We start from the raw sequence: 19,502 nt of genomic DNA, 5'->3' as shown, positions 1-19,502 counted from the left end.
GCCCGGTCGGGGAAGACCGGGCTCCGGAGGCGCGGGGGAGAGAGAGCGCGCGCCTTTGAAACGAGGTAGCGAGCGCTTACCAGGTGAAGCGCGGGCCGACGAACCACTCCTTGTCGCCGCCCTTGCCCAGCTTCACTTCGCCGCTCACGCCCCAGTTGGCGTTGAACTTGGCGGCGGCGCCGACGCGGCCGTAGAACTCGCCGTCCGGGTTGTAGCCGGCCTTCTTGCTGTAGTCCTCGTAACCGGCCAGGGCATAGCCTTCGATCATCGGGGTGAAGGCGGTACGCACGCCGACTTCGGCGCTGTAGCCGTTGTAGGTCGGCAGGTGCTGGCGGTCGAAGCGCTGGTAGGCCACGCGGGCCAGCAGGTCGGTGTTCGGGGCCACGCCGTAGTTGTAGCCCACGCCGACGCGCCACTGGTCGACGTCGAACTTGTTCTTGTCGGTCTCCTGGGCGCTGTAGTCGCCGAAGACATGGAAGTTCGGGTGCACCGCCACCGAACCCTTCACCTTCCAGCCATCGGCGTCGCCGCCCTTGGCATCGGTGTTCACGTAACCACCTTCCACGTAGTTGTAGGACAGGCCATCGGTCGCCGATGCAGCGAACGGCAGGGCGGCCAGCAGGCCCAGAGCGATCAGGGAAGTCTTCATTACGGATTACCTTTTTTATTTTGGTTTGATCGACCCGGCGGATGCGGCTTGCCGGTCGACAGGTGTGAATTATCCGTTAGCCAGCGGAATCGCCCCTGAATATCAAACTGACCAGTACATAAATTAGGTGGCGTCCACGGGAACTTCCGCGTGGGCTGCCGACGGGCACTGCCGCGGTTGCCGCCGCAACGGACTGGCGCAGCGTCACCCTGCCGATTCCCCTGGGCCAGCGCGGTCGTCCGCGCGCGGCGGGGGCGGGTGGCAATGGCCCCGCCCACGCTTGCCGGGGTGCTTTCACCCCGGATTTCCTCCGCCACCGGCACAGTGCGGCTTCACGCCCGGCAACCGTCCCGGGCCGGGCACCGCGTCGGCCGACCGGGGCGTGTCCGGCATGACCGGGCGCGTGCCCTCACCCGGAAGGAGACGCCCATGAACCCGAACCCGCTTTTCGATCTCAGTGGAAAGGTCGCCATCGTCACCGGCGGCGGCAACGGCATCGGCCGCGCGAGTGCGTTGATGCTGGCCGCCCACGGCGCGGCGGTGGCGATCGCCGACCTGAAGCTGGCCGATGCCGACGCCGTGGCCGCGGAGATCACCGCCAACGGTGGCCGGGCGCTGGCGCTGGAATGCAACGTACTCAAGGACGAGCACCTGGTGCGCACCGTGGAGCGCACCGCCGCCGAGCTGGGCGGCATCCACATCCTGGTCAACAACGCCGGCGGCGGTGGTGCCGGGCGCGAGAGCCCGTTCGAGATCACCGTGCAGCAGTTCGAGCGGCCGTTCCAGATCAATGTGTTCAGTGCGTGGCGGCTGGCCCAGCTGTGCGCCCCGCACATGAAGAAGGGCGGCTACGGCTCGATCATCAACATGTCCTCGATGAGTTCGATCAACAAGAGCCCGGCCATCAGCGCGTATGCGGCGTCCAAGGCCGCGATCAACCACATGACCGCCAACCTGGCCCATGACTACGGCCCGGACAACATCCGCATCAACGCCGTGGGCCCCGGTGCGGTGCGCACCGCCGCGCTGGCCACGGTGCTGACCCCGGAGATCGAGCAGCGGATGCTCTCGCACACGCCGATCAGGCGCCTGGGCGAGCCGGACGACATCGCCGGGGCGGTGCTGTACTTCGCCGCGCCGATCTCCAGCTGGGTCAGCGGGCAGATCCTGTTCGTCAACGGCGGCGGCGTGCAGACCCTGGATTGAAGCCGCGCGGCTGCCGGCGCGAAGCGCCCCCGGCAGCGGTCACGGGGAGTGGATCGCGCCCCTGCCGCCGCGCGCCGCCGGGCGTTGGCCATCCGGGGGGGCGTCCGCTGCCTGGCGGAAGGGATTGCGGCAAGGCATCCACAGCGCGCATCGCCTCACGGGGAGGCGCGGCCCGGGCCGATGCTGGCCCGGCAGGGGGCACCGCGTGCGCGAACCCGGCGGAGTCCTGCATGCCGCCGGAATCATTCCTTGACAGCGCGATGGCGCGAACTGACGCTAACGCCATGCTTATCGACCTGACCCCGCTGAGCGTCCGCGAGCTGGACGCGCTGATCCGTGCTGCCCGCGCGCGGCACACTACCCTCACCGAGCGCCCGCCCGCGGCCCAGGTCAGGCGCCTGCTGGCGGCCCAGGCACGCACTGCCGGTTATACGATCGAGGAAATCTTCGGGACCGACGCCGCCATGGTGCCGCCGGAACCCAAGGCACGCGCCAGGCGCAAGCGCGGCAAGGTCGAGCCGAAGTACCGCGACCCGGAGAACCGCCGCAACACCTGGACCGGTCGTGGCCGCATGCCGCGCTGGCTTGCGGCGAAGACGAAGCATGGCCGCAGCGTGGCCGACTTCCTGATCCCGGGCGTGGCCCGGCTGACCCCCAAGGCGCAGGCGGCCACCGGCCGGCGCCGGCTGGTCAAGCACAGCTGAGTCCCACGGCGCGGCGCGCGCCGGCCCGCGGCCGGCATCCGCTGCCCACGCCCCCGGCGCTGCTGGCCGTGGTCGGAGTGGCCGGCTTCACGCCCGCGCCTACGCCGGTTCACCGGCGCATGACGAACGCGATGGGACGGTGGCCGCTCCGCATCGGGAGCGCCCATGTCGCCGTGTCGTCATCGCTGTCAGTTGCTGTCCCACCGTCGCGGGTGCTTCGCGTCCGCGCCCGGCGCCGCGGCCGGCGCACGCGCTGGGTGCCATGCCTGAGGGGCCGTCGATCGTGCTGCTGCGCGAGGCGGCCGGGCGCTTCGCCGGCCGCACCGTGCGCGAAGTCGGCGGCAACTCCCGCCAGCCGCTGGCGCGCATGCACGGTCGCCAGGTGCGGGCGGTGCGCAGCTGGGGCAAGCACTTCCTGCTGGAATTCGACGACTTCAGCCTGCGCATCCACCTGATGATGTTCGGCAGCTGGCTGATCGACCAGCGCAAGCCGGCCACCCCGCGGGTGGCGTTGCGCTTCGACAACGGCGAGCTCAACTTCTACGCCTGCTCGGTGATGTTCATCGAGCAGGCGCTGGACCAGGTGTACGACTGGCGCGCGGACGTGATGAGTGATTGCTGGGATCCGGCCCTGGCGCGCCGCAAGCTCAAGGCCTCGCCCGGCATGCTGGCCTGTGATGCGTTGCTGGACCAGCAGATCTTCGCGGGCGTGGGCAACATCATCAAGAACGAGGTGCTGTTCCGCATCCGCGTGAATCCGGCCACCCGCGTCGGCGACCTGCCACCCCGCAAGCTGGGCCAGCTGATCGCGCAGGCACGCGGGTACAGCTTCGAGTTCCTGGCCTGGAAGCGTGCGTTCGTGCTCAAGAAGCACTGGCAGGTACATACGCGCCGCACCTGCCCGGCCTGTGGTGGACCGGTCAGCAAGCTCTACCTGGGCAGGACGCGGCGCCGCACGTTCTTCTGCGCCCGTTGCCAGGCCACCTACGGCACCGGCGACATGCCGCCGCCCTGAGCGGCGGCATGCCCTTCCCGGGAACCGGTCGATACCCTACGCTGCGCGCACTACGTGGCTTCTGGAGTGTTGTCATGGGAAGGGGATGGCGCGGGCTCGTGTTGCTGTTGGCAGGGACGTTGGCAGGCATGGCGGGGGTGCCGTCGACACAGGCCCAGGCATTGCCGGTGGAGGCGTTCGCCAAGGCCAGCCCGTTCTCGATGCCGCGGCTGTCGCCGGGCGGCGACTACCTGGCGCTTTCCACCGACTTCGGCCAGGGCAACCACGCCGTGCAGGTGCTGCGCCTGTCGGACATGAAGCGGATGGCGGTACTGCGCCTGCCGCGTTACGAGAGCCCGTTCCAGATCGTGTGGGTGGGCGACGGGCGCCTGGTCGTGGCCAAGGGCCGCAAGTACGGCTCGCTGGAGAAGCCGCTGCCCACTGGCGAGATCATCGCCAGCGATTTCGATGGCCAGAACCAGCGCTACATCTACGGCTACGAGCAGCAGAACGCCGCGGCCGGCCTGGATCGTGGCTTCGGCTACATCGAAGGCGTGGCCGAGAGCAACGATGGCCGCTTCTACATGCGCCAGCTCAAGCGCGATCCGACTTCGTCCATGCTCTACGTGGTCGACACGCAGCGACCGACGTTCAAGCTCATCGCCGACATCAACGTGCCGCAGCTGGAGTTCGTGATCGACCGCAACGGTGTCGCGCGCTACGCATGGGGGCGCGACGAGGCCGACGCCCATCTGCTGTACCGGTCCGATGATGGCAGGCGCTGGCAGCCGTTGCCGCCGCCGCAGGCCGGGAACGTGTGGACGCCGCTGTCGTTCTCGGCCGACAACACCCACGTATACGGCGCGCTCAGCCGGGCCGAAGGCCCATCGCAGCTGGTGTTGAGCGACCTGGATGGCGGCAATGCCGAAGTGCTGGTCGGCGACGGCTTTTCGAGCGTCGGCCTGACGCAGTGGACCGGCTACCCCTCGGTGCCGTTCGCGGCGGCACCGCAGGGCGGCCGCCCGCAGCTGGTCTACTTCGACCCGGGCCGCCCGGAGGCCGAGCTGCACCGGACGCTGGCGGGCCTGCTGCCGCAGCAGCACGTCAGCTTCGTCGATGTCAGCCGCAACGGCCAGGTGGTGCTGGTGCACATCGCCAGCGATCGCGACCCCGGCAGCTGGTATGTGTTGAAGCGCTCGACCAACAAGCTGGAGAAAGTACTCGTCGCGCGCGAGGGGATCGACCCGGCGCTGATGGCCGAGCGGCGCCCGCTGCGCTTCAAGGCCAGCGACGGGGTCGAACTGGAAGCGGTGCTCACGATCCCGCGCGACGGCGACGGGCGCCGTCATCCGGTCGTGGTGCTGCCGCATGGCGGCCCGCACGGGGTCAGCGACGACTGGTTCTACGACACCGACGCGCAGTTCCTGGCCAACCGTGGCTACCTGGTGGTCCAGGTCAACTACCGCGGCAGCGGTGGGCGCGGGCGCGCGTTCGAGCGCCTGGGTTACCTGCAGTGGGGCACGCGCATCCAGCAGGACCTGCTGGACGGGCTGGACCACGCGGTGGCCGCCGGGCTGGCCGATCCGCAGCGGGTCTGCGCGTACGGCGCGAGCTTCGGCGCCTACTCGGCGATGATGCTGGCCGCGCGCGCGCCGGAGCGGATCCGTTGCGCGGTGGGCCTGGCCGGCGTCTACGACCTGAAGATGATGTACAGGAAGGGCGACATCAAGGACAGCGCCTATGGGCGCAACTACCTGGAGCGGGTGATCGGCCGCAGCGACGACGAGCTGCTGGCGAACTCGCCGGCGAACCTGGCGGGCCGCATCAAGGCGCCGGTGCTGCTGGTGCATGGCGAACGCGATGAGCGCACGCCGATCGCGCAGGCCAACGCCATGCGTGCCGCGCTGGTCGCGGCGGGCAACGCGCCACGCTGGATGGCAGTCGCGGGCGAGGGCCACGGCTTCTACAACGACGACAACAGCATCGCGTTCTACCGCGCGCTGGAAGCGTTCCTGCGCGAGCACATCGGGAGCTGAGCGCGGTCGCGACCGCGGCCGTCCGCCTCCGGCGTGGCCGCGCCGGCCCGGCTAGCGCGGGGGTGCCGACAGGTACTCGATCACCGCCCTGCGGCGCTGCGGGTCGGACGTCGCGTTGGGCATGCGGGTGCCGGGCACCTGCTTCTGCGGCCAGGCCAGGAACGCGTCCAGGGTCCGCGCGTCCCAGACGATGCCGCTGTCGCGCATCGCCTCGGAATAGGCATAGCCCGGCGCGGTGCCGGCCCGGCGGCCGATCACGCCGTGCAGGTTGGGGCCGACGCGGTGGCCCAGGTCGGCGCGGGTGTCGTGGCAGCCGGCGCAGATGGCGAACGCCCGCTCCAGCTCGCGCTGGTGCGGGGTGGCGTCGCTGGCATGGTTGAACACGTCGCGCTGGCCGCAGGCGCATAGTGCTGCCGCCACCCCGAGCAGCAACAGGCAGCGCCGCACGGCGTTCCCCCGGCACTGCTCCCGCAGCGGCCGGGCCTGCCCGGCAGAAAGCGGCGCCGTTTCCATTCCCTTGCCGGCAAACACGCGCGGTCGCGCCATCACATCGCCGGGTAGTTGGGCCCGCCGCCGCCCTGCGGGGTCACCCACACGATGTTCTGGGTCGGGTCCTTGATGTCGCAGGTCTTGCAGTGCACGCAGTTCTGCGCGTTGATCTGCAGGCGCGTGTCCGCGCCTTCGCCGACGAACTCGTACACGCCCGCCGGGCAGTAGCGCGCTTCCGGCCCGGCGTACTCGGCCAGGTTGATGCGCACCGGCACCGTCGGGTCCTTCAGGGTCAGGTGGCTGGGCTGGTCTTCCTCGTGGTTGGTCGAGGACAGGAACACCGAGCTCAGGCGGTCGAAGGTCAGCACGTTGTCCGGCTTCGGGTACTCGATCTTCGTGTGCCTGGCCGCCGGCTCCAGGCATTCGTGGTCGGCCTTGGTGCGGTGGATCGTCCACGGCGCGTTGCGCACGCCCAGTTTGGGCAGCAGCCACTGCTCGATGCCGGTCATCAGCGTGGCCAGGGTGCGGCCCTTCTTGAACCACTGCTTGAAGTTCTTGGACTGCAGCAGCTCGGTCTTGAGCCAGCTGTTCTCGAACGCCTCCGGGTAGGCGGCCAGCTCGTCACGCGAACGCCCGGCCGCCAGCGCCTCGAACGCCGCCTCGGCGGCCAGCATGCCGGTCTTGATCGCGGCGTGGCTGCCCTTGATGCGGCTGACGTTGAGGTAGCCGGCCTCGCAGCCGACCAGCGCACCGCCCGGGAACACCGTCTTCGGCAGCGACAGGATGCCGCCGGCGGTGATCGCGCGCGCGCCGTAGGCGATGCGCTTGCCGCCTTCCAGGTGTTTGCGGATCGCCGGGTGGGTCTTGAAGCGCTGGAATTCCTCGAACGGGCTCAGCCACGGGTTGCGGTAGTCCAGCCCGACCACGTAGCCGATCGAGACCTTGCCGCCGTCGGCGTGGTACAGGAACGCGCCGCCGTAGGTGTCGTCGTCCAGCGGCCAGCCGGCCGCATGCACCACCAGGCCCGGCTCGTGCCTGGCCGGGTCGATCTGCCACAGTTCCTTGATGCCGATGCCATAGCTCTGCGGGTCCTTGCCCGCATCGAGCTTGAAGCGGCTGATCAGCTGGCGGCCGAGGTGGCCGCGCGCGCCTTCGGCGAAGATCGTGTAGCGCGCATGCAGCTCCATGCCGCGCTCGAAGTTGGGGCCCGGGGTGCCGTCCTTGTGGATGCCCATGTCGCCGGTGGCCACGCCCATCACCGCGCCGTTGTCGTCGTACAGCACCTCGGCGGCGGCGAAGCCCGGGAAGATCGCCACTTCCAGCGCCTCGGCCTGCTGCGCCAGCCAGCGGGTCACCTCGCCCAAGCTGACGATGTAGTTGCCGTGGTTCTGGAAGCACCCCGGCAGCAGCCAGTTGGGCGTGGCCTTGGCGCCGGTGGCATCCAGGAACAGGAACTCGTCGCGGGTCACCGCCTGCTTCAGCGGCGCGCCCATGTCCTTCCAGTCCGGGAACAGCTCGCTCAGCGCACGCGGGTCCATCACCGCGCCGGACAGGATGTGCGCGCCCGGCTCGGAGCCCTTCTCCAGCACGCACACCGACAGCTCCTGGCCCTTTTCCACCGCCAGCTGGCGCAGGCGGATGGCCGTGGCCAGCCCGGCGGGGCCGGCGCCGACGATCACCACGTCGAATTCCATCGCTTCGCGCGGCGGGAGGGCGGAGGAGGCTTCAATATTCATGCGGGGACTCTTGGCTGGGGCCGGCGACGGCGTGGCGACGGGCTGAAGGCCCATTTTCACCGACCCGGCGGCGATGTTCCAATCCACGGGCACCCGCGCCGGCGGCCGCCGCCGCTGCCACAGGGCCGGGGTGGTGGGTCAGGCGCTGTCGCGTGGCCCGTGCTGCTTCAGCAACTCGACGATTGCCGGTGGCATCGGGCGGCAGCCGCAGGCCGCGGCGTGCGCCACGTGCCAGGCCACGCGTTGCTGGAACGTGGGATTGCGCGGCATGCGGTTGTGCTCATGCCAGGCTTTGTTGGTCGTTCCCATCGTATGCCTCCAGGGCGGCCGGAAGCGCGCCGATCACGACCGCGCCGGCGGCGGGCAGGCCGACAAGCACGGCGCCGAGCACTTCCTCGCGCGACGCACCGCGCGCCTTTGCCGACAGCACGTGGAACGGGATGCCGGCATTGTTTCCGGTGGCGGCCAGCACCGCGATATAGGCCAGCTCGGCGGTCTTCCCGTCCAGCGCGCCACGCCCCAGTGCATCCGCCACCTGGCCCCAGGCGCCGGCGACGGCGGGCGCCTCGCGCATGAACAGGGCAAACGCTTTCGATACGCTCATGCGTGTCTCCTGTGGGGGTCGTGGTGGCCGGGTGCACCTGCATGATATCGGCATCGCACGGCGGCGTGACGCCGTTCCGGCACGGGGGGCGCCGTGGAGCCAGTGGATGCCGTTGCCGGTGCGCCGCGCCGCGCCGCCGGTCCGGTGGCCCGCAGGTGAGCCGTGCGTGCGGACGATCTGCGGCCCTCGCGCACTGCCGTGCCGCCGGCATCCTGCCCGCGCAGGATGGCGTTGGTTGCCGGTTGATCGAGTGCGGGCCGTGCGCATCGACATTGCCGGTGGGTGCAACGAAGGCCGCCGTGGCGTGGCCGGCGGAGCGTCAGCCCGCGTTGTCCCGCGCCGGCAGGCGCTTGGTCATGAAGACATTGAACGCCGTGGCCGTGTAGCCGCCGAACGGCCCACACCAGGCAAAGCCATTGCGCAGGTACAGCGCGTGCGCGGCGGCGAACGGCGCCCCGGTTCCGGTCTCCAGATACAGCCGGGTGTAGCCGCTGTCGCGCGCTGCGCGCACGATCTCGTCCAGCACCGCCTGGCCGACGCCGCGGCGCAGGAACGGCGGCCGCGTGCGCATGGATTTGATCTCGCCGGCACCGTCGCCCAGCGCCTTCAGCGCACCGCAGCCACACAGCTGGCCGTCCAGCCACGCCGACCAGAAGCTGACCCCCGGTGCGCGCAGGCCATCAAGCGCCAGCGCATGGACATGGCCTGCGGGGGTATTGCCGTGCATGCCGGCAAGGTGCTCGCCGACCAGCGCCTGGACCTGCGGCGAGGACAGGTCATCGGGGCGGACGAGGATCGACATGGCGGGCAGTCCGTAGGGTCGGATGGCGGCGCCGGTGGCGTGGACAACGGCACCGGCCAGCATGGCGCATCAGCGCTGTCAGGCCAGGAGCACGGCCTCGGCGATCAGCCGGTCGAGCCGGCGCACGTCGATGCCCTTGTTGAGGTTGACCTTGATGTGGCCGGCCTTGGTCCACAGCTCGATCTCCGAGTTGAAGTTGAAGATGCCGTGCCCGTTCTCGGACGACCACATGTAGATGGACGAGTACGGCAGCGAATAGATCTCCACCTTCTTGCCGGTGAAGCCCTGGGCATCCCTGACGATCAGGCGCTTGTTGGTGAAGATGGCCGCGTCGCGGAAGGTCTTGTATGCGGCGATTGCGGTTTCGCCGGCGACCAACAGCTCATGCACGTCATTCGGGACCGGGCATTCGGACACCAGGGTCCATGCCAGGATTGCGGCGGTTTCTGCCATTGCGTGTTTCTCCTTGGGTAGCAGGCGCGGAAAGGCGCGCCGCATGCAGGCGTGCTGTGCGCTAGCGGATTTCGACCCGCTTGAGCGGGGTGCCGACGATGCTTCCGTCCGCACGCCGGTCCAGCTTGAGCAGCAGCACGAACGAGGTCAGCGTGCTGCCGATCTCACGCGGATGCGCCGTGCGGTCCTTGGCCTCGATGAAGTAGCACCACGGCTCGTAGCCCTGCTCGAACACCAGCGCCAGCTTCGCATCCTGGTCGTTCCTGGCCGGCGACTTGCTGCCGTTCTCGTTGATGCCCCACTCCGGCCCCTGCACGATGTACGCTTTCGCGCCATCGTGCGTGCAGCTGTTGTCGGTCCAGATGCTGAAATACACCCTGCGCTCGGAATCGTTGACCGCGCACCAGCTCCACACGGTGTTCAACTGCACGGCACCCAGCCGGTCCATCAGCTGCGAGCGGTTCTCGGGTCTGGCCATGTCGATCCTCGGGTGTGCAACGGGTGTCGCGCCGCGGGCCCGCGGCAATCGGGCGAGTATGGCCGCTGGCAAACGCCTTGTGAATCGGGAAAACCCAGCGCCCGCGGCTGTGCTGCATGGCGTTGCCGCACCCGCTCATCCACCGGGTGGTGCGCCACCCCGGACATCGAGCCAGGCTGCCCGGACCCCGGACCCCGGACCCCGGGGGGGGCGCCCGGATCACCCTGCACCGGGGTGCGGCGGATGCGCAGCCCGCGGCACGTTCGCAGTCGTCCGGTTACCCGGGCCTCAACCAACCCGCACCGGCCTGGAATTCAGACGGCACGCCCGCGCCAGTACGCGTGCAGGCCGGCAATGTCGGACGTGCACAACAGCGGCATGGCGGCCTCGATCCAGTCGATCGGCCAATCCCACCACGCCATCTCCAGCAGCAACGCGATCTGCGCATCGGAGAAGCGCTTCCTGATTGGTCTGCCGGGGTTGCCGCCCACGATCGCATACGGCTCCACATCCCGCGTGACCAGGGCGCGGCTGCCGATCACCGCGCCATGCCCGATCCGCACGCCAGGCATGATCATCGCCTCGGACCCGACCCATACGTCGCTGCCCAGCACCGTGTCGCCGGCGCGCTGGAACGCATCCTGCGCGCTGGCGAAAGCGGGCTCTTCCTGCATGTAGAAAAACGGAAAGGAAGACACCCAGTCGTGCCGGTGGCCCTGGTTGCCGGCCATGATGAAGCTGGCCCCCGAGCCAATGGAGCAGAAGCTGCCGATGACCAGCTGGTCGACATCCTCCCGGTCCGGCAGGAGATAGCGCGCGCAATCGTCGAACGAATGGCCGTGGTAGTAGCCGGAGTAGTAGCTGTATCGCCCGACCTTGATGTTCGGGTTCGTCACCTGCTCGGAGAGCAGCTTGCCCTTGAACGGGCTGTCGAAGTAATTGGTCATGAAGGACTGCCTGTAATGCACGTCTTGCCCGGCCTGCGGGCGCCTGTGCCGGTCGCCGTCCGGAAACCGGCCTGGATGGAACGCGGGCGACGGCCGGCGTGAGGCCGCGTCATGGATGCTGGGCAACCCAGGTGCGCATGCCATGCCACGGCCGCGCATGGTAACCCCACCACGGTGGCGGCCACGCGCAGCGGCGGAGGAAGGACAGCCTGGCCTGGCAACGCGATGCAGGCCGACGAGCAGCAGCGCTGCGCTGATACCGGGCACCGCGCACGGCCGCTCACGGGCACGGACCGCGTATGCGATCGGGCTGCCGGGCACAGACAGCACGAGAAACGCCTGCCCGGGCGATGGCCGGCACCCCGCATGGCTTTCCTGCACCGCGTAGTGCCCGCGGCGGCCCATGGCACGCGGCGCGCGCGTGGGCCGACCTGCCGGCCTCGGCGCGGCCGCCTACCGCTTCTCTTCCGCAGGGCAGGCCAGCGCCTTGCTGTAGAAGCCCGATGGATCAAAGCAGCACACGCGCTTCTTCCCCTTCTCCAGCATGTCGATCGCATTGGCGGCCCGCTCGCACCGGGTCGCTTCCTGCTTGGCGGACTCCATCCAATGAACCCAGTCGATCCTGGCCAGCGTGGTCGTATCCGCCCAGGTCGCCCGTGCCGATGGACTTCCGGCCAGGAGCGTCTGGAAGTAATCGGGAAGCGCCGGATCGGGCTGCTCATCCAGGCTGGCCAGGGTGAACAGCACATTCCCCTCGGCCGCCAGCGCTTCCGTGCCGATGACGCCGGGCGGAACAACGAACCAATGCCCGAGCTTGCCATCGGGCTCCATCAGCGCATCGAAATGACGTTCACCGATGGACACGCGGGCCGTCATCCTGCCGCGCCGGAGATGGGACCTGCTCACTTCGGGCGGAACCCGGGCGAACGAGAACGCCCGGCCCGCGGCAACGAAAACCGGGCTGGAAAACATGGTCGGCGGGGTTCTGGTGGGCATGCGGCACGCTCCTGTCGATATCCCTGGCACCTGGGCTGCGCTGCGGTTGGCCTACGAGGAGTTACATGCTGTCGCCTGCTGCCTGAACTAAGCCGCGCCGCGCAGTAGCGTCGACTTGAGTGAATTATCAGGCCCCAAAGCGATCCACTATGGACTTACATGCCGGCAATGCCACGGGGCGAGCCCAGTCTGTGGCAGAGCGCAGTTCCTGCTCAAGTGCTGCAAGGGCGTTTGGTGCCCAATGTTCACGAACACGACCGATCGGCAGACCTTCCGTTTCAGACCCGGATCACATTGAAGGCCAGGAAATCTGGATCGTTGTCTGGAATGTCAACTGCTGCGCTTAAGCCATCGAGGAGATGGCAGCCTTCAAGCACTGGCATAGAGCCTGCAATCACGCGCCTGGCGATCTCCGCTGCTCTCGCGCGGCAAGAGAGCACGTAATCCTGATGGCTCATGCGATCTGTCATATGGAAGCTAGCACCTCAATCAATTCGAGCAACGAAGCGCCTTCGGTTTGAATGAACCGTCAGGTCCCATGCGCGATTCGCGAGAGAGACCTTTTGAAGCCAGATGCCCACGGCTCGGGCGACATCTTGCACGAAGCAAGGTAGGGCTCGATATCGGTAGGGCCGCGAAGGGCGAAGATCTCAATAGGGAAGTGACACTTTCCCATGAGGCCTAATACCTGAGTCAAGCGTACCCGCGAAGCAGATTCGGCTTGAATGATTTGCTGGCCCGCAACAATGCATGCGGGCCGATAACCGATAGGGACGGGCTCGCCGCCAGCGGATGTGCATGACGATGCCGCCAGGAGCAATATGGATAGAGGATAAGTGGTGGCGACCAGATGGAAAATGGCCATGCCGCCTTCCCATTGCTTATCACCGGATGGGCCGAACATCATCATGTGCCAGCAGATCCTGCTGCGGCAGCGCGGGTGGGTGCTGGCGTTGCATGGTTAGGATCTGGCTGGCGGCAATGGACACGCAAGTATCCCGGTGCCGATGACGAGCCGGGTCGGCCGCACCTGTTTCCCTTCAGGCGCGTGTCCGTCGATCCGCACACTGGCCGGGCCGGGCGCCATCATGTCGGTGATCAAGTGCGGGCGGGCCCGGCACCTGCAGGAAGTGTGCGGGCCGCGGAGGGGCGGCCCCGGGGCGTGTTCAGCCGTCCAGCAATGCCTTGTCGCGCACGGCGCCCTTGTCCGCGCTGGTCGCCAGCAGCGCGTACGCCTTCAACGCGGTGCTGACCTTGCGCGGGCGTGGCTGTGCCGGCTTCCAGCCGCGCGCGGCCTGCTCGTCGCGGCGGCGGGCGAGTTCGGCGTCGTCCACCCGCAGGTGGATGCCACGCTGCGGAATGTCGATACGGATGCGGTCACCGTTGCGGACCAGGCCGATGGTGCCGCCGGCGGCGGCTTCCGGCGAGCAGTGGCCGATGCTCAGGCCCGAGGTGCCGCCGGAGAAACGGCCGTCGGTGAGCAGTGCGCAGGCCTTGCCCAGGCCCTTGGACTTCAGGTAGCTGGTGGGGTAGAGCATTTCCTGCATGCCGGGGCCGCCCTTGGGGCCTTCGTAACGGATCACCACCACGTCGCCGGCCTGCACCTCGTTGCCGAGGATGCCCTTCACCGCGGCGTCCTGGCTTTCATAGACGCGGGCGCTGCCCTCGAACACGTGGATGGATTCGTCCACGCCGGCGGTCTTGACCACGCAGCCGTCGGCGGCAAGGTTGCCGTACAGCACCGCCAGCCCGCCTTCGCTGGAAAACGCATGGGCGACGTCGCGGATGCAGCCGTCGGCACGGTCGGTGTCCAGCGACGGCCAGCGCGTGCTCTGGCTGAAGGCCACCTGGGTGGGAATGCCCGCCGGGCCCGCCTTGTAGAACTCATGGACCGCCGCGTCCTGCACCTGGGTCACGTCCCAGCGCGCGATGGCGTCGCCCAGGGTGCGGCTGTGCACGGTCGGCACGCCGGTGTGCAGCAGGCCGCCGCGCGCGAGCTCGCCGAGGATGGCCATGATGCCGCCGGCGCGGTGCACGTCCTCGATGTGGTACTTCTGCGTGTTCGGCGCCACCTTGCACAGCTGCGGCACGCGCCGCGACAGGCGGTCGATGTCGCGCAGGTCGAATGCCACCTCCGCTTCCTGCGCGGCGGCGAGCAGGTGCAGGATGGTGTTGGTCGAGCCGCCCATGGCGATGTCCAGGGTCATCGCGTTCTCGAACGCCTCGAACGTGGCGATGCCGCGCGGCAGCGCGCTGGCGTCCTCGCCGCCGTACCAGCGGTGGCACAGCTCCACCACCAGCCGCCCGGCGCGCTTGAACAGCGCTTCGCGGTCGCTGTGGGTGGCCACCACGGTGCCGTTGCCCGGCAGCGACAGGCCCAGCGCTTCGGTCAGGCAGTTCATCGAGTTGGCGGTGAACATGCCGCTGCACGAGCCGCAGGTCGGGCAGGCGCTGCGCTCGATGGCAGCCACCTGTTCATCGCTCACCGCCTCGTTGCCGGCGGCGACCATCGCGTCGATCAGGTCCAGCTTGTGCTCGGCCAGCCGGGTCTTGCCGGCTTCCATCGGCCCGCCGGAGACGAACACCACCGGGATGTTCAGCCGCAGCGCGGCCATCAGCATGCCGGGGGTGATCTTGTCGCAGTTGGAGATGCACACCAGCGCGTCGGCGCAGTGCGCGTTGACCATGTACTCGACCGAGTCGGCGATGATCTCGCGGCTGGGCAGCGAGTACAGCATGCCGTCGTGGCCCATCGCGATGCCGTCGTCCACGGCGATGGTGTCGAATTCTTTGGCCACGCCGCCGGCCGCCTCGATCTCGCGCGCCACCAGCTGGCCAAGGTCCTTCAGGTGCACGTGCCCGGGCACGAACTGGGTGAAGGAGTTGGCCACGGCGATGATCGGCTTGTGGAAGTCGCCATCGGTCATGCCGGTGGCGCGCCACAGGGCGCGGGCGCCGGCCATGTTGCGGCCGGCGGTGGAGGTTTTCGAGCGGTAGTCGGGCATGGGGAAGGCAACGGAACGCAGTGCCATCGATTCTGCATGAAGAACCCGGTTGCTGTTGCAACCATCGCGCTCGCCACGCCGCGGCGAAAAAGCCGTCCACCGGGCCCGTGGCTGCCTGGCCAATGCCCGGCGCAGGGGCCGCGGGACCGGGGGGTTACCTGAAACGACGTTCAGGTTGGTGGCGCGGCCGATTTCCGCCCGCGCGCGCGGATCGGGCATCATTCGGGGACGACTTTCATGGGGCTACGACGATGAAGCGATCCAGGACCACCGCGCTGCTGCTGATGAGCACCGCGCCGCTGCTGTTCACCGCCTGCCAGAAGGAGCAATCCGTGCAGGTGCAGGAAGGGCTGTACACCTCGGTGGAAGCCTGCAGCGAAGCCACCGGTGATCCGTCCGCCTGCCGCACCGCGTTCGCCGCCGCGCAGCAGCAGGCCGCCGACGCCGCGCCCAAGTACGCCAGCAAGGAAGAGTGCGCCAAGGAGTACCCGGCCGAGCAGTGCGTGCAGCAGCACACCAGCGCCGGCACCTCGTTCATCGGGCCGATGATGATGGGCTTCTTCATGTCGCAGATGCTCAACGGCGGCCGCGCCGGGGCGGTGGCCGCACCGCCGGCCGCGCAGCCGGCGTTCAAGGACAACGCCAATGGCTGGGCCAAGCCGGCCGGCACCGGCGGCATGAACACCGCCAGCGGCATCGGCGCCGGCAAGGCCGGGCTGGCGCCGGTCAGCAGCGAGCCCAACCGTGCCGTCACCGCCAGCCGCGGTGGCTTCGGCGCGCGCAGCGGCAGCCGCACCACCGTCGGCGGTTGATGCAGTGAAGCGGGTCGCCATTGCCGAACGCTCCAACTGGCGCGCGCGCGCGGCCGAGGCGGGGTTCCGTTTCCACACCATCGACGGCGCGCCGTACTGGGACGAAACCGCGTACTACGCCTTCACCCTGCGCCAGATCGAGAACGACCTGGAAGACCCCAGCGCCGAGCTGCACGCGATGGCGCTGGACCTGGTCGGCGACGTGGTCGCCAGCGAAGAACTGATGGAGCGGCTGGCGATCCCGGCGCCGTTCCGCGACTGGATCGCCGAGAGCTGGCGGCGCCGCGACCCGCACCTGTACGGCCGCCTGGACTTCGCCTACGACGGCAATGGCCCGGCCAGGCTGTACGAGCTGAACTACGACACCCCGACCTCGCTGTACGAGGCGTCGTTCTTCCAGTGGCAATGGCTGGAAGACCAGCGCAACCGCGGCGCGCTGCCGCAGCAGGCCGACCAGTTCAACTCGCTGCACGAGGCCCTGGTCGAGCGCTTCGCCGAGCTGTCGGCGCAGCTGCCGCCGCCGCTGTATTTCAGCGCGGTGGGCGCCTCCGAGGAGGACCAGGGCACGGTGGCCTACCTGCGCGACTGCGCGGCGCAGGCCGGCCTGCACGGCGCGGCCATCGCCATCGAGGACATCGGCCTGTCGGCCGACGGCCGCTTCACCGACCTGGACGACGTGGTGATCGGCAGCCTGTTCAAGCTGTATCCACTGGAAGACCTGATGCGCGAGCAATTCGGCGCGGCGCTGCCCGGTTCCGGCGTGCGCCTGCTGGAACCGGCGTGGAAGGCGGTGCTGAGCAACAAGGGCATCCTGCCGCTGCTGTGGCAGCGCCACCGCGGCCACCCCAACCTGCTGGAAGCGCACTTCGACGACGGCAGCGCGCTGCCGGCGGGCTGGGTGCGCAAGCCGCTGCACTCGCGCGAAGGCGCCAACATCGCCATGCACATGAGCGATGGCCGCTGGCAGGAGAGCGAAGGCCCGTATACGGGGCCGTGCATCGTGCAGGCGTTCCATCCGCTGCCGGTATTCGACGGCAACTACCCGCTGGTCGGCAGCTGGGTGGTGGGCGACCGTGCCTGCGGCATCGGCGTGCGCGAGGACGACAGCCGCATCACCCGCGACAGCGCGCGTTTCCTGCCGCACGCCATCATCGACGACGCCCCGGCCGGCAGCACCCGCATCTACGTCTGAGCCCAAAGCCAGTGCTTGGCCCGGTCCCGCCCGCGCGGTGCCGGGTGTCGCGCGTACGCGCCGCGGTGCCCTGCCCGGTGCCGCGGGCAGAGCGGCGTACAACCGTATTCCAGCTGCGGAAAACCTCATGAAAAACGCGGATCCGCGAAAAATATATTGATTGACTTCGCGCCCCCGCGAAGCTCAAATCCCGCTGCCAATTCATGAATACACCGGCGCCGTTGGGGAGAACGGCGCCGCGTGCCAGGGCACCCATCCCCACTGTGCATGAAGGAACCCTGATGTTCGACAAGAAGCTTTTCGCCGGCGCGCTGCTGGCGGCCCTCGCGTTTGCGCCGGCGGCCCACGCCCAGGACCTGGTCTTCACCCTGAAGAACGGCACCTCGGCGGTGATGACCTACTTCCATACCTCGCCGGCCGGGGTGGACGACTGGGAGGAAGACGTGCTGGGCTCCGATGTGCTGGGACCGGGCGAGTCCGTGCAGATCACCATCGCCGACGGCCGCAGCCAGTGCGTGTACGACATGCGCTTCGAGTTCGACGAGGATTCGGGGCTAGACATCACCGAAGACACCCAGGACCTGTGCAAGCTCGGTTCCTACACGATCCACGAGTGATTGCCGCGGCTGGCGGGTCCACCAGGGCCTGCCAGCGCTGCCCGCGGGCGCTTACAGCAGGCCGTCGCGCTTGACCGCCAGGTAGCGTTCCACCAGCGCGCCGGGCAGCTCCTCGGCGGTGACGTCCAGCACCATCACCCGGTGGCTGCGCAGCGCCTCGTGCGCGGCGGCGCGCTGCTGCAGGTAGCGGGCGATGGCGCCGGCCTGCACCGCGTCGGGCAGGGTATCGGCGCCGCGCGCCAGGGCATCGTCCAGCTCGCGCTCGCGCAGGCTGGCCACGCACACCAGGTGGCGCTTCTGCAGCAGGCGCACGGCGGCCAGCAGGTCCTCGATGTCCTCGTCGCGCACGTTGGTCACCAGCATCACCAGGCAGCGGCGCGACTGCCGCAGCGACAGCCCGGTGGCGGCGGCCAGGTAGTCGGTGGCCACCGGCTGCGGCTGCAGGTCGAAACTGGCGCGCAGCAGCGTGTCGATCGCGCCCAGCCCGCGCTGCGGCGCCACCCAGCGGCTTTCGCCGCCGCTGGCGAACAGGCCCACGCCGTCGCCCTGGCGCAGGGCCAGGTAGGACACCACCAGCGACGCATTGAGCACGTGGTCGAAATGCGACAGCCCGCCCTCGTCGGCCAGCATCCGCCGGCCGGTATCGATCATCATCACCAGCTGCTGGTTCTTCTCGTCCTGGTACTCGCGCGAGATCAGCTTGCGCGCGCGCGACGTGGCCTTCCAGTCGATCTGGCGCAGGCTGTCGCCGACCCGGTACTCGCGCATCTGGTGGAAATCCGTGCCTTCGCCACGGCGCCGCTTCAGGTGCGCGCCGACCAGGCGCGAGGCCATCTCCGCGCTGAGCAGCGCCAGCCGCGTGAGCGGCACGAAGTTCGGGTAGACCCGCACGTTCTGCACCGGCCCAGCGACGCGCGATTGCCGCCACAGCCGCAGCGGCGAGTGCAGGCGCAGCTGCACGCCGTCAAAGACGAAAGCACCGCGCGCGCCTGGCGTGAAGTGGTAGCTGAAGCGCGACTCGCTGGCGCGCGCCAGGCGCAGCGTGCGTGGCAGGCCACGCAGCGCCCAGCCGCCGGGCACCAGGTCGAACACGTCCACCCGTTGCCGGACGGCAGCGTCCAGCTGCAGCCAGGTCTCGCGCTCCACGCCCAGCGCCAGGGTTTCGGGCAGCTCGCGCCGCACCGTGGGCGTGGGCCGGCGCCACAGCCACAGCGCGTCGACCAGGGCGGGCAGGGCGATGGCGCAGGCGGTTGCCGTCCAGATTTCGACGGGCAGCAGGTGCAGGGCAACAGGAATGCCGAGCAGGCCCCACAGGGCGAGCAGTGCGATCAACAGCGGGGCGGGCCTCATGCGGTGGCCCTCATGCCAAACGCGATGCTTGCGTGCGAGTGCGAAAGCACGAGAGCCTTTGCGGTTGCGGTTGCGGTTGCGGTTGCCTGTGATCTGGCTGTTGCCGCCTGCTTTGGACTTTCGAATTCCCTTCCGTAGCGACGGAGCCGGTGGGGAAAACCCGAAGGGCGACGCACATGGATGTGCGTCGTTTTTCTACGCGACAGGGATGTCGCGTAGAAAAATCCCGCCGGCGGAGTGGACCCGGCGCGCGCAGCGCGTCGGGCGCGCAGGCAGGGCGTGCTTTCTTTGGGCCACGTTTCTTTGCACGAGCAAAGAAAGGTGGCTCGCTCCTGCGAAGCAGGAGCGAAAGCTCTGCTTTCAAGCTGCTGCCTTGGCTGTTGCTTTCTGGAAGGCAGAGGCAACGGCGTAAGCAAGAGCAAAGGCTTTCGC

General features: G+C 68.9%; 20 protein-coding genes. 7 read left to right on the top strand and 13 right to left on the bottom strand.

The window, feature by feature from the left end; translation table 11 throughout:
* Positions 1–76 precede the first annotated feature (76 nt).
* On the bottom strand, positions 77–649 hold the full coding sequence (locus MKP15_RS14240; protein ID WP_161614883.1) for an Ax21 family protein: 573 nt from the start codon (positions 647–649) through the stop codon (positions 77–79).
* A 429-nt stretch (positions 650–1,078) separates the two neighbouring features.
* Here MKP15_RS14240 and MKP15_RS14235 point away from each other — a divergent pair, with 429 nt between their 5' ends.
* From MKP15_RS14235 to MKP15_RS14220, 4 genes are all read left to right on the top strand, one after another.
* Positions 1,079–1,855 carry a glucose 1-dehydrogenase gene (locus MKP15_RS14235; protein ID WP_104937703.1) on the top strand — a complete coding sequence of 259 codons (777 nt, stop codon included), beginning with the start codon at positions 1,079–1,081 and terminating at the stop codon, positions 1,853–1,855.
* A 284-nt stretch (positions 1,856–2,139) separates the two neighbouring features.
* Positions 2,140–2,559 (top strand): H-NS histone family protein, encoded by a 420-nt coding sequence (locus MKP15_RS14230; RefSeq protein WP_240213162.1) that lies wholly within the window; start codon positions 2,140–2,142, stop codon positions 2,557–2,559.
* 262 nt (positions 2,560–2,821) lie between these two features.
* Positions 2,822–3,574 (top strand): DNA-formamidopyrimidine glycosylase family protein, encoded by a 753-nt coding sequence (locus MKP15_RS14225; RefSeq protein ID WP_240213161.1) that lies wholly within the window; start codon positions 2,822–2,824, stop codon positions 3,572–3,574.
* 137 nt (positions 3,575–3,711) lie between these two features.
* On the top strand, positions 3,712–5,589 hold the full coding sequence (locus MKP15_RS14220; protein ID WP_240213160.1) for an alpha/beta fold hydrolase: 1,878 nt from the start codon (positions 3,712–3,714) through the stop codon (positions 5,587–5,589).
* Between the two features lie 51 nt (positions 5,590–5,640).
* On the opposite strand, the gene MKP15_RS14215 is transcribed toward MKP15_RS14220, so the two are convergent.
* The 11 genes from MKP15_RS14215 to ilvD form a co-directional block, all read right to left on the bottom strand.
* Complete coding sequence (locus MKP15_RS14215; RefSeq protein WP_240213159.1) at positions 5,641–6,036, bottom strand: c-type cytochrome; 396 nt, start codon at positions 6,034–6,036, stop codon at positions 5,641–5,643.
* Positions 6,037–6,134: 98 nt separating this feature from the next.
* Positions 6,135–7,814 (bottom strand): electron transfer flavoprotein-ubiquinone oxidoreductase, encoded by a 1,680-nt coding sequence (locus MKP15_RS14210; protein WP_240213158.1) that lies wholly within the window; start codon positions 7,812–7,814, stop codon positions 6,135–6,137.
* Positions 7,815–7,952: 138 nt separating this feature from the next.
* Complete coding sequence (locus tag MKP15_RS17010; protein ID WP_275692586.1) at positions 7,953–8,084, bottom strand: hypothetical protein; 132 nt, start codon at positions 8,082–8,084, stop codon at positions 7,953–7,955.
* 10 nt (positions 8,085–8,094) lie between these two features.
* Entirely contained in the window at positions 8,095–8,418 is a 324-nt protein-coding gene (locus tag MKP15_RS14205; RefSeq protein ID WP_240213157.1) for a carboxymuconolactone decarboxylase family protein, read from the bottom strand.
* Between the two features lie 319 nt (positions 8,419–8,737).
* Positions 8,738–9,220 (bottom strand): GNAT family N-acetyltransferase, encoded by a 483-nt coding sequence (locus MKP15_RS14200; protein WP_240213156.1) that lies wholly within the window; start codon positions 9,218–9,220, stop codon positions 8,738–8,740.
* Positions 9,221–9,298: 78 nt separating this feature from the next.
* Positions 9,299–9,673 carry a PH domain-containing protein gene (locus MKP15_RS14195; protein ID WP_054662284.1) on the bottom strand — a complete coding sequence of 125 codons (375 nt, stop codon included), beginning with the start codon at positions 9,671–9,673 and terminating at the stop codon, positions 9,299–9,301.
* Positions 9,674–9,734: 61 nt separating this feature from the next.
* Positions 9,735–10,151 (bottom strand): hypothetical protein, encoded by a 417-nt coding sequence (locus MKP15_RS14190; RefSeq protein WP_104937708.1) that lies wholly within the window; start codon positions 10,149–10,151, stop codon positions 9,735–9,737.
* Between the two features lie 314 nt (positions 10,152–10,465).
* Entirely contained in the window at positions 10,466–11,098 is a 633-nt protein-coding gene (gene catB / locus MKP15_RS14185; protein WP_240213204.1) for a type B chloramphenicol O-acetyltransferase, read from the bottom strand.
* A gap of 453 nt (positions 11,099–11,551) precedes the next feature.
* The gene (locus MKP15_RS14180) at positions 11,552–12,094 is read right to left on the bottom strand and encodes a YdeI/OmpD-associated family protein (protein WP_240213155.1); all 543 of its coding nucleotides are present in this window, start codon (positions 12,092–12,094) and stop codon (positions 11,552–11,554) included.
* A gap of 278 nt (positions 12,095–12,372) precedes the next feature.
* On the bottom strand, positions 12,373–12,552 hold the full coding sequence (locus MKP15_RS14175) for a hypothetical protein (RefSeq protein ID WP_240213154.1): 180 nt from the start codon (positions 12,550–12,552) through the stop codon (positions 12,373–12,375).
* A gap of 708 nt (positions 12,553–13,260) precedes the next feature.
* Positions 13,261–15,099 carry a dihydroxy-acid dehydratase gene (gene ilvD, locus MKP15_RS14170; RefSeq protein WP_240213203.1) on the bottom strand — a complete coding sequence of 613 codons (1,839 nt, stop codon included), beginning with the start codon at positions 15,097–15,099 and terminating at the stop codon, positions 13,261–13,263.
* Positions 15,100–15,350: 251 nt separating this feature from the next.
* Between ilvD and MKP15_RS14165 the strand changes: the two genes are divergently transcribed.
* The 3 genes from MKP15_RS14165 (at position 15,351) to MKP15_RS14155 (ending at position 17,720) form a co-directional block, all read left to right on the top strand.
* Positions 15,351–15,911: a DUF1190 domain-containing protein gene (locus tag MKP15_RS14165; RefSeq protein WP_161614890.1), complete on the top strand. Its 561-nt coding sequence runs from the start codon at positions 15,351–15,353 to the stop codon at positions 15,909–15,911.
* A gap of 4 nt (positions 15,912–15,915) precedes the next feature.
* A complete protein-coding gene (locus MKP15_RS14160; RefSeq protein WP_240213153.1) occupies positions 15,916–17,103 on the top strand; it encodes a glutathionylspermidine synthase family protein in 1,188 nt (395 codons plus the stop codon).
* A 281-nt stretch (positions 17,104–17,384) separates the two neighbouring features.
* Positions 17,385–17,720: a hypothetical protein gene (locus MKP15_RS14155; RefSeq protein ID WP_240213152.1), complete on the top strand. Its 336-nt coding sequence runs from the start codon at positions 17,385–17,387 to the stop codon at positions 17,718–17,720.
* 51 nt (positions 17,721–17,771) lie between these two features.
* On the opposite strand, the gene MKP15_RS14150 is transcribed toward MKP15_RS14155, so the two are convergent.
* Entirely contained in the window at positions 17,772–19,070 is a 1,299-nt protein-coding gene (locus MKP15_RS14150) for a DUF58 domain-containing protein (protein ID WP_240213151.1), read from the bottom strand.
* Positions 19,071–19,502: the final 432 nt, after the last annotated feature.

It is taken from the genome of Stenotrophomonas sp. Y6, from assembly GCF_022436665.1.
GTDB classification, from domain to species: Bacteria; Pseudomonadota; Gammaproteobacteria; order Xanthomonadales; family Xanthomonadaceae; genus Stenotrophomonas; species Stenotrophomonas acidaminiphila_A.
The sequence above is the reverse complement of the archived record's forward strand: the minus strand, read 5'-3'. Positions and strand labels throughout refer to the sequence as shown.

Coding starts and splice junctions, on each gene's coding strand:
- MKP15_RS14240 (WP_161614883.1), bottom strand. CDS start 649: ATGAAGACTTCCCTGATCGCTCTGGGCCTGCTGGCCGCCCTGCCGTTC.
- MKP15_RS14180 (WP_240213155.1), bottom strand. CDS start 12,094: ATGCCCACCAGAACCCCGCCGACCATGTTTTCCAGCCCGGTTTTCGTT.
- MKP15_RS14205 (WP_240213157.1), bottom strand. CDS start 8,418: ATGAGCGTATCGAAAGCGTTTGCCCTGTTCATGCGCGAGGCGCCCGCC.
- MKP15_RS14190 (WP_104937708.1), bottom strand. CDS start 10,151: ATGGCCAGACCCGAGAACCGCTCGCAGCTGATGGACCGGCTGGGTGCC.
- MKP15_RS14235 (WP_104937703.1), top strand. CDS start 1,079: ATGAACCCGAACCCGCTTTTCGATCTCAGTGGAAAGGTCGCCATCGTC.
- MKP15_RS14165 (WP_161614890.1), top strand. CDS start 15,351: ATGAAGCGATCCAGGACCACCGCGCTGCTGCTGATGAGCACCGCGCCG.
- MKP15_RS14155 (WP_240213152.1), top strand. CDS start 17,385: ATGTTCGACAAGAAGCTTTTCGCCGGCGCGCTGCTGGCGGCCCTCGCG.
- ilvD (WP_240213203.1), bottom strand. CDS start 15,099: ATGCCCGACTACCGCTCGAAAACCTCCACCGCCGGCCGCAACATGGCC.
- MKP15_RS14195 (WP_054662284.1), bottom strand. CDS start 9,673: ATGGCAGAAACCGCCGCAATCCTGGCATGGACCCTGGTGTCCGAATGC.
- MKP15_RS17010 (WP_275692586.1), bottom strand. CDS start 8,084: ATGCCGCGCAATCCCACGTTCCAGCAACGCGTGGCCTGGCACGTGGCG.
- MKP15_RS14225 (WP_240213161.1), top strand. CDS start 2,822: ATGCCTGAGGGGCCGTCGATCGTGCTGCTGCGCGAGGCGGCCGGGCGC.
- MKP15_RS14200 (WP_240213156.1), bottom strand. CDS start 9,220: ATGTCGATCCTCGTCCGCCCCGATGACCTGTCCTCGCCGCAGGTCCAG.
- catB (WP_240213204.1), bottom strand. CDS start 11,098: ATGACCAATTACTTCGACAGCCCGTTCAAGGGCAAGCTGCTCTCCGAG.
- MKP15_RS14150 (WP_240213151.1), bottom strand. CDS start 19,070: ATGAGGCCCGCCCCGCTGTTGATCGCACTGCTCGCCCTGTGGGGCCTG.
- MKP15_RS14230 (WP_240213162.1), top strand. CDS start 2,140: ATGCTTATCGACCTGACCCCGCTGAGCGTCCGCGAGCTGGACGCGCTG.
- MKP15_RS14210 (WP_240213158.1), bottom strand. CDS start 7,814: ATGAATATTGAAGCCTCCTCCGCCCTCCCGCCGCGCGAAGCGATGGAA.
- MKP15_RS14175 (WP_240213154.1), bottom strand. CDS start 12,552: ATGAGCCATCAGGATTACGTGCTCTCTTGCCGCGCGAGAGCAGCGGAG.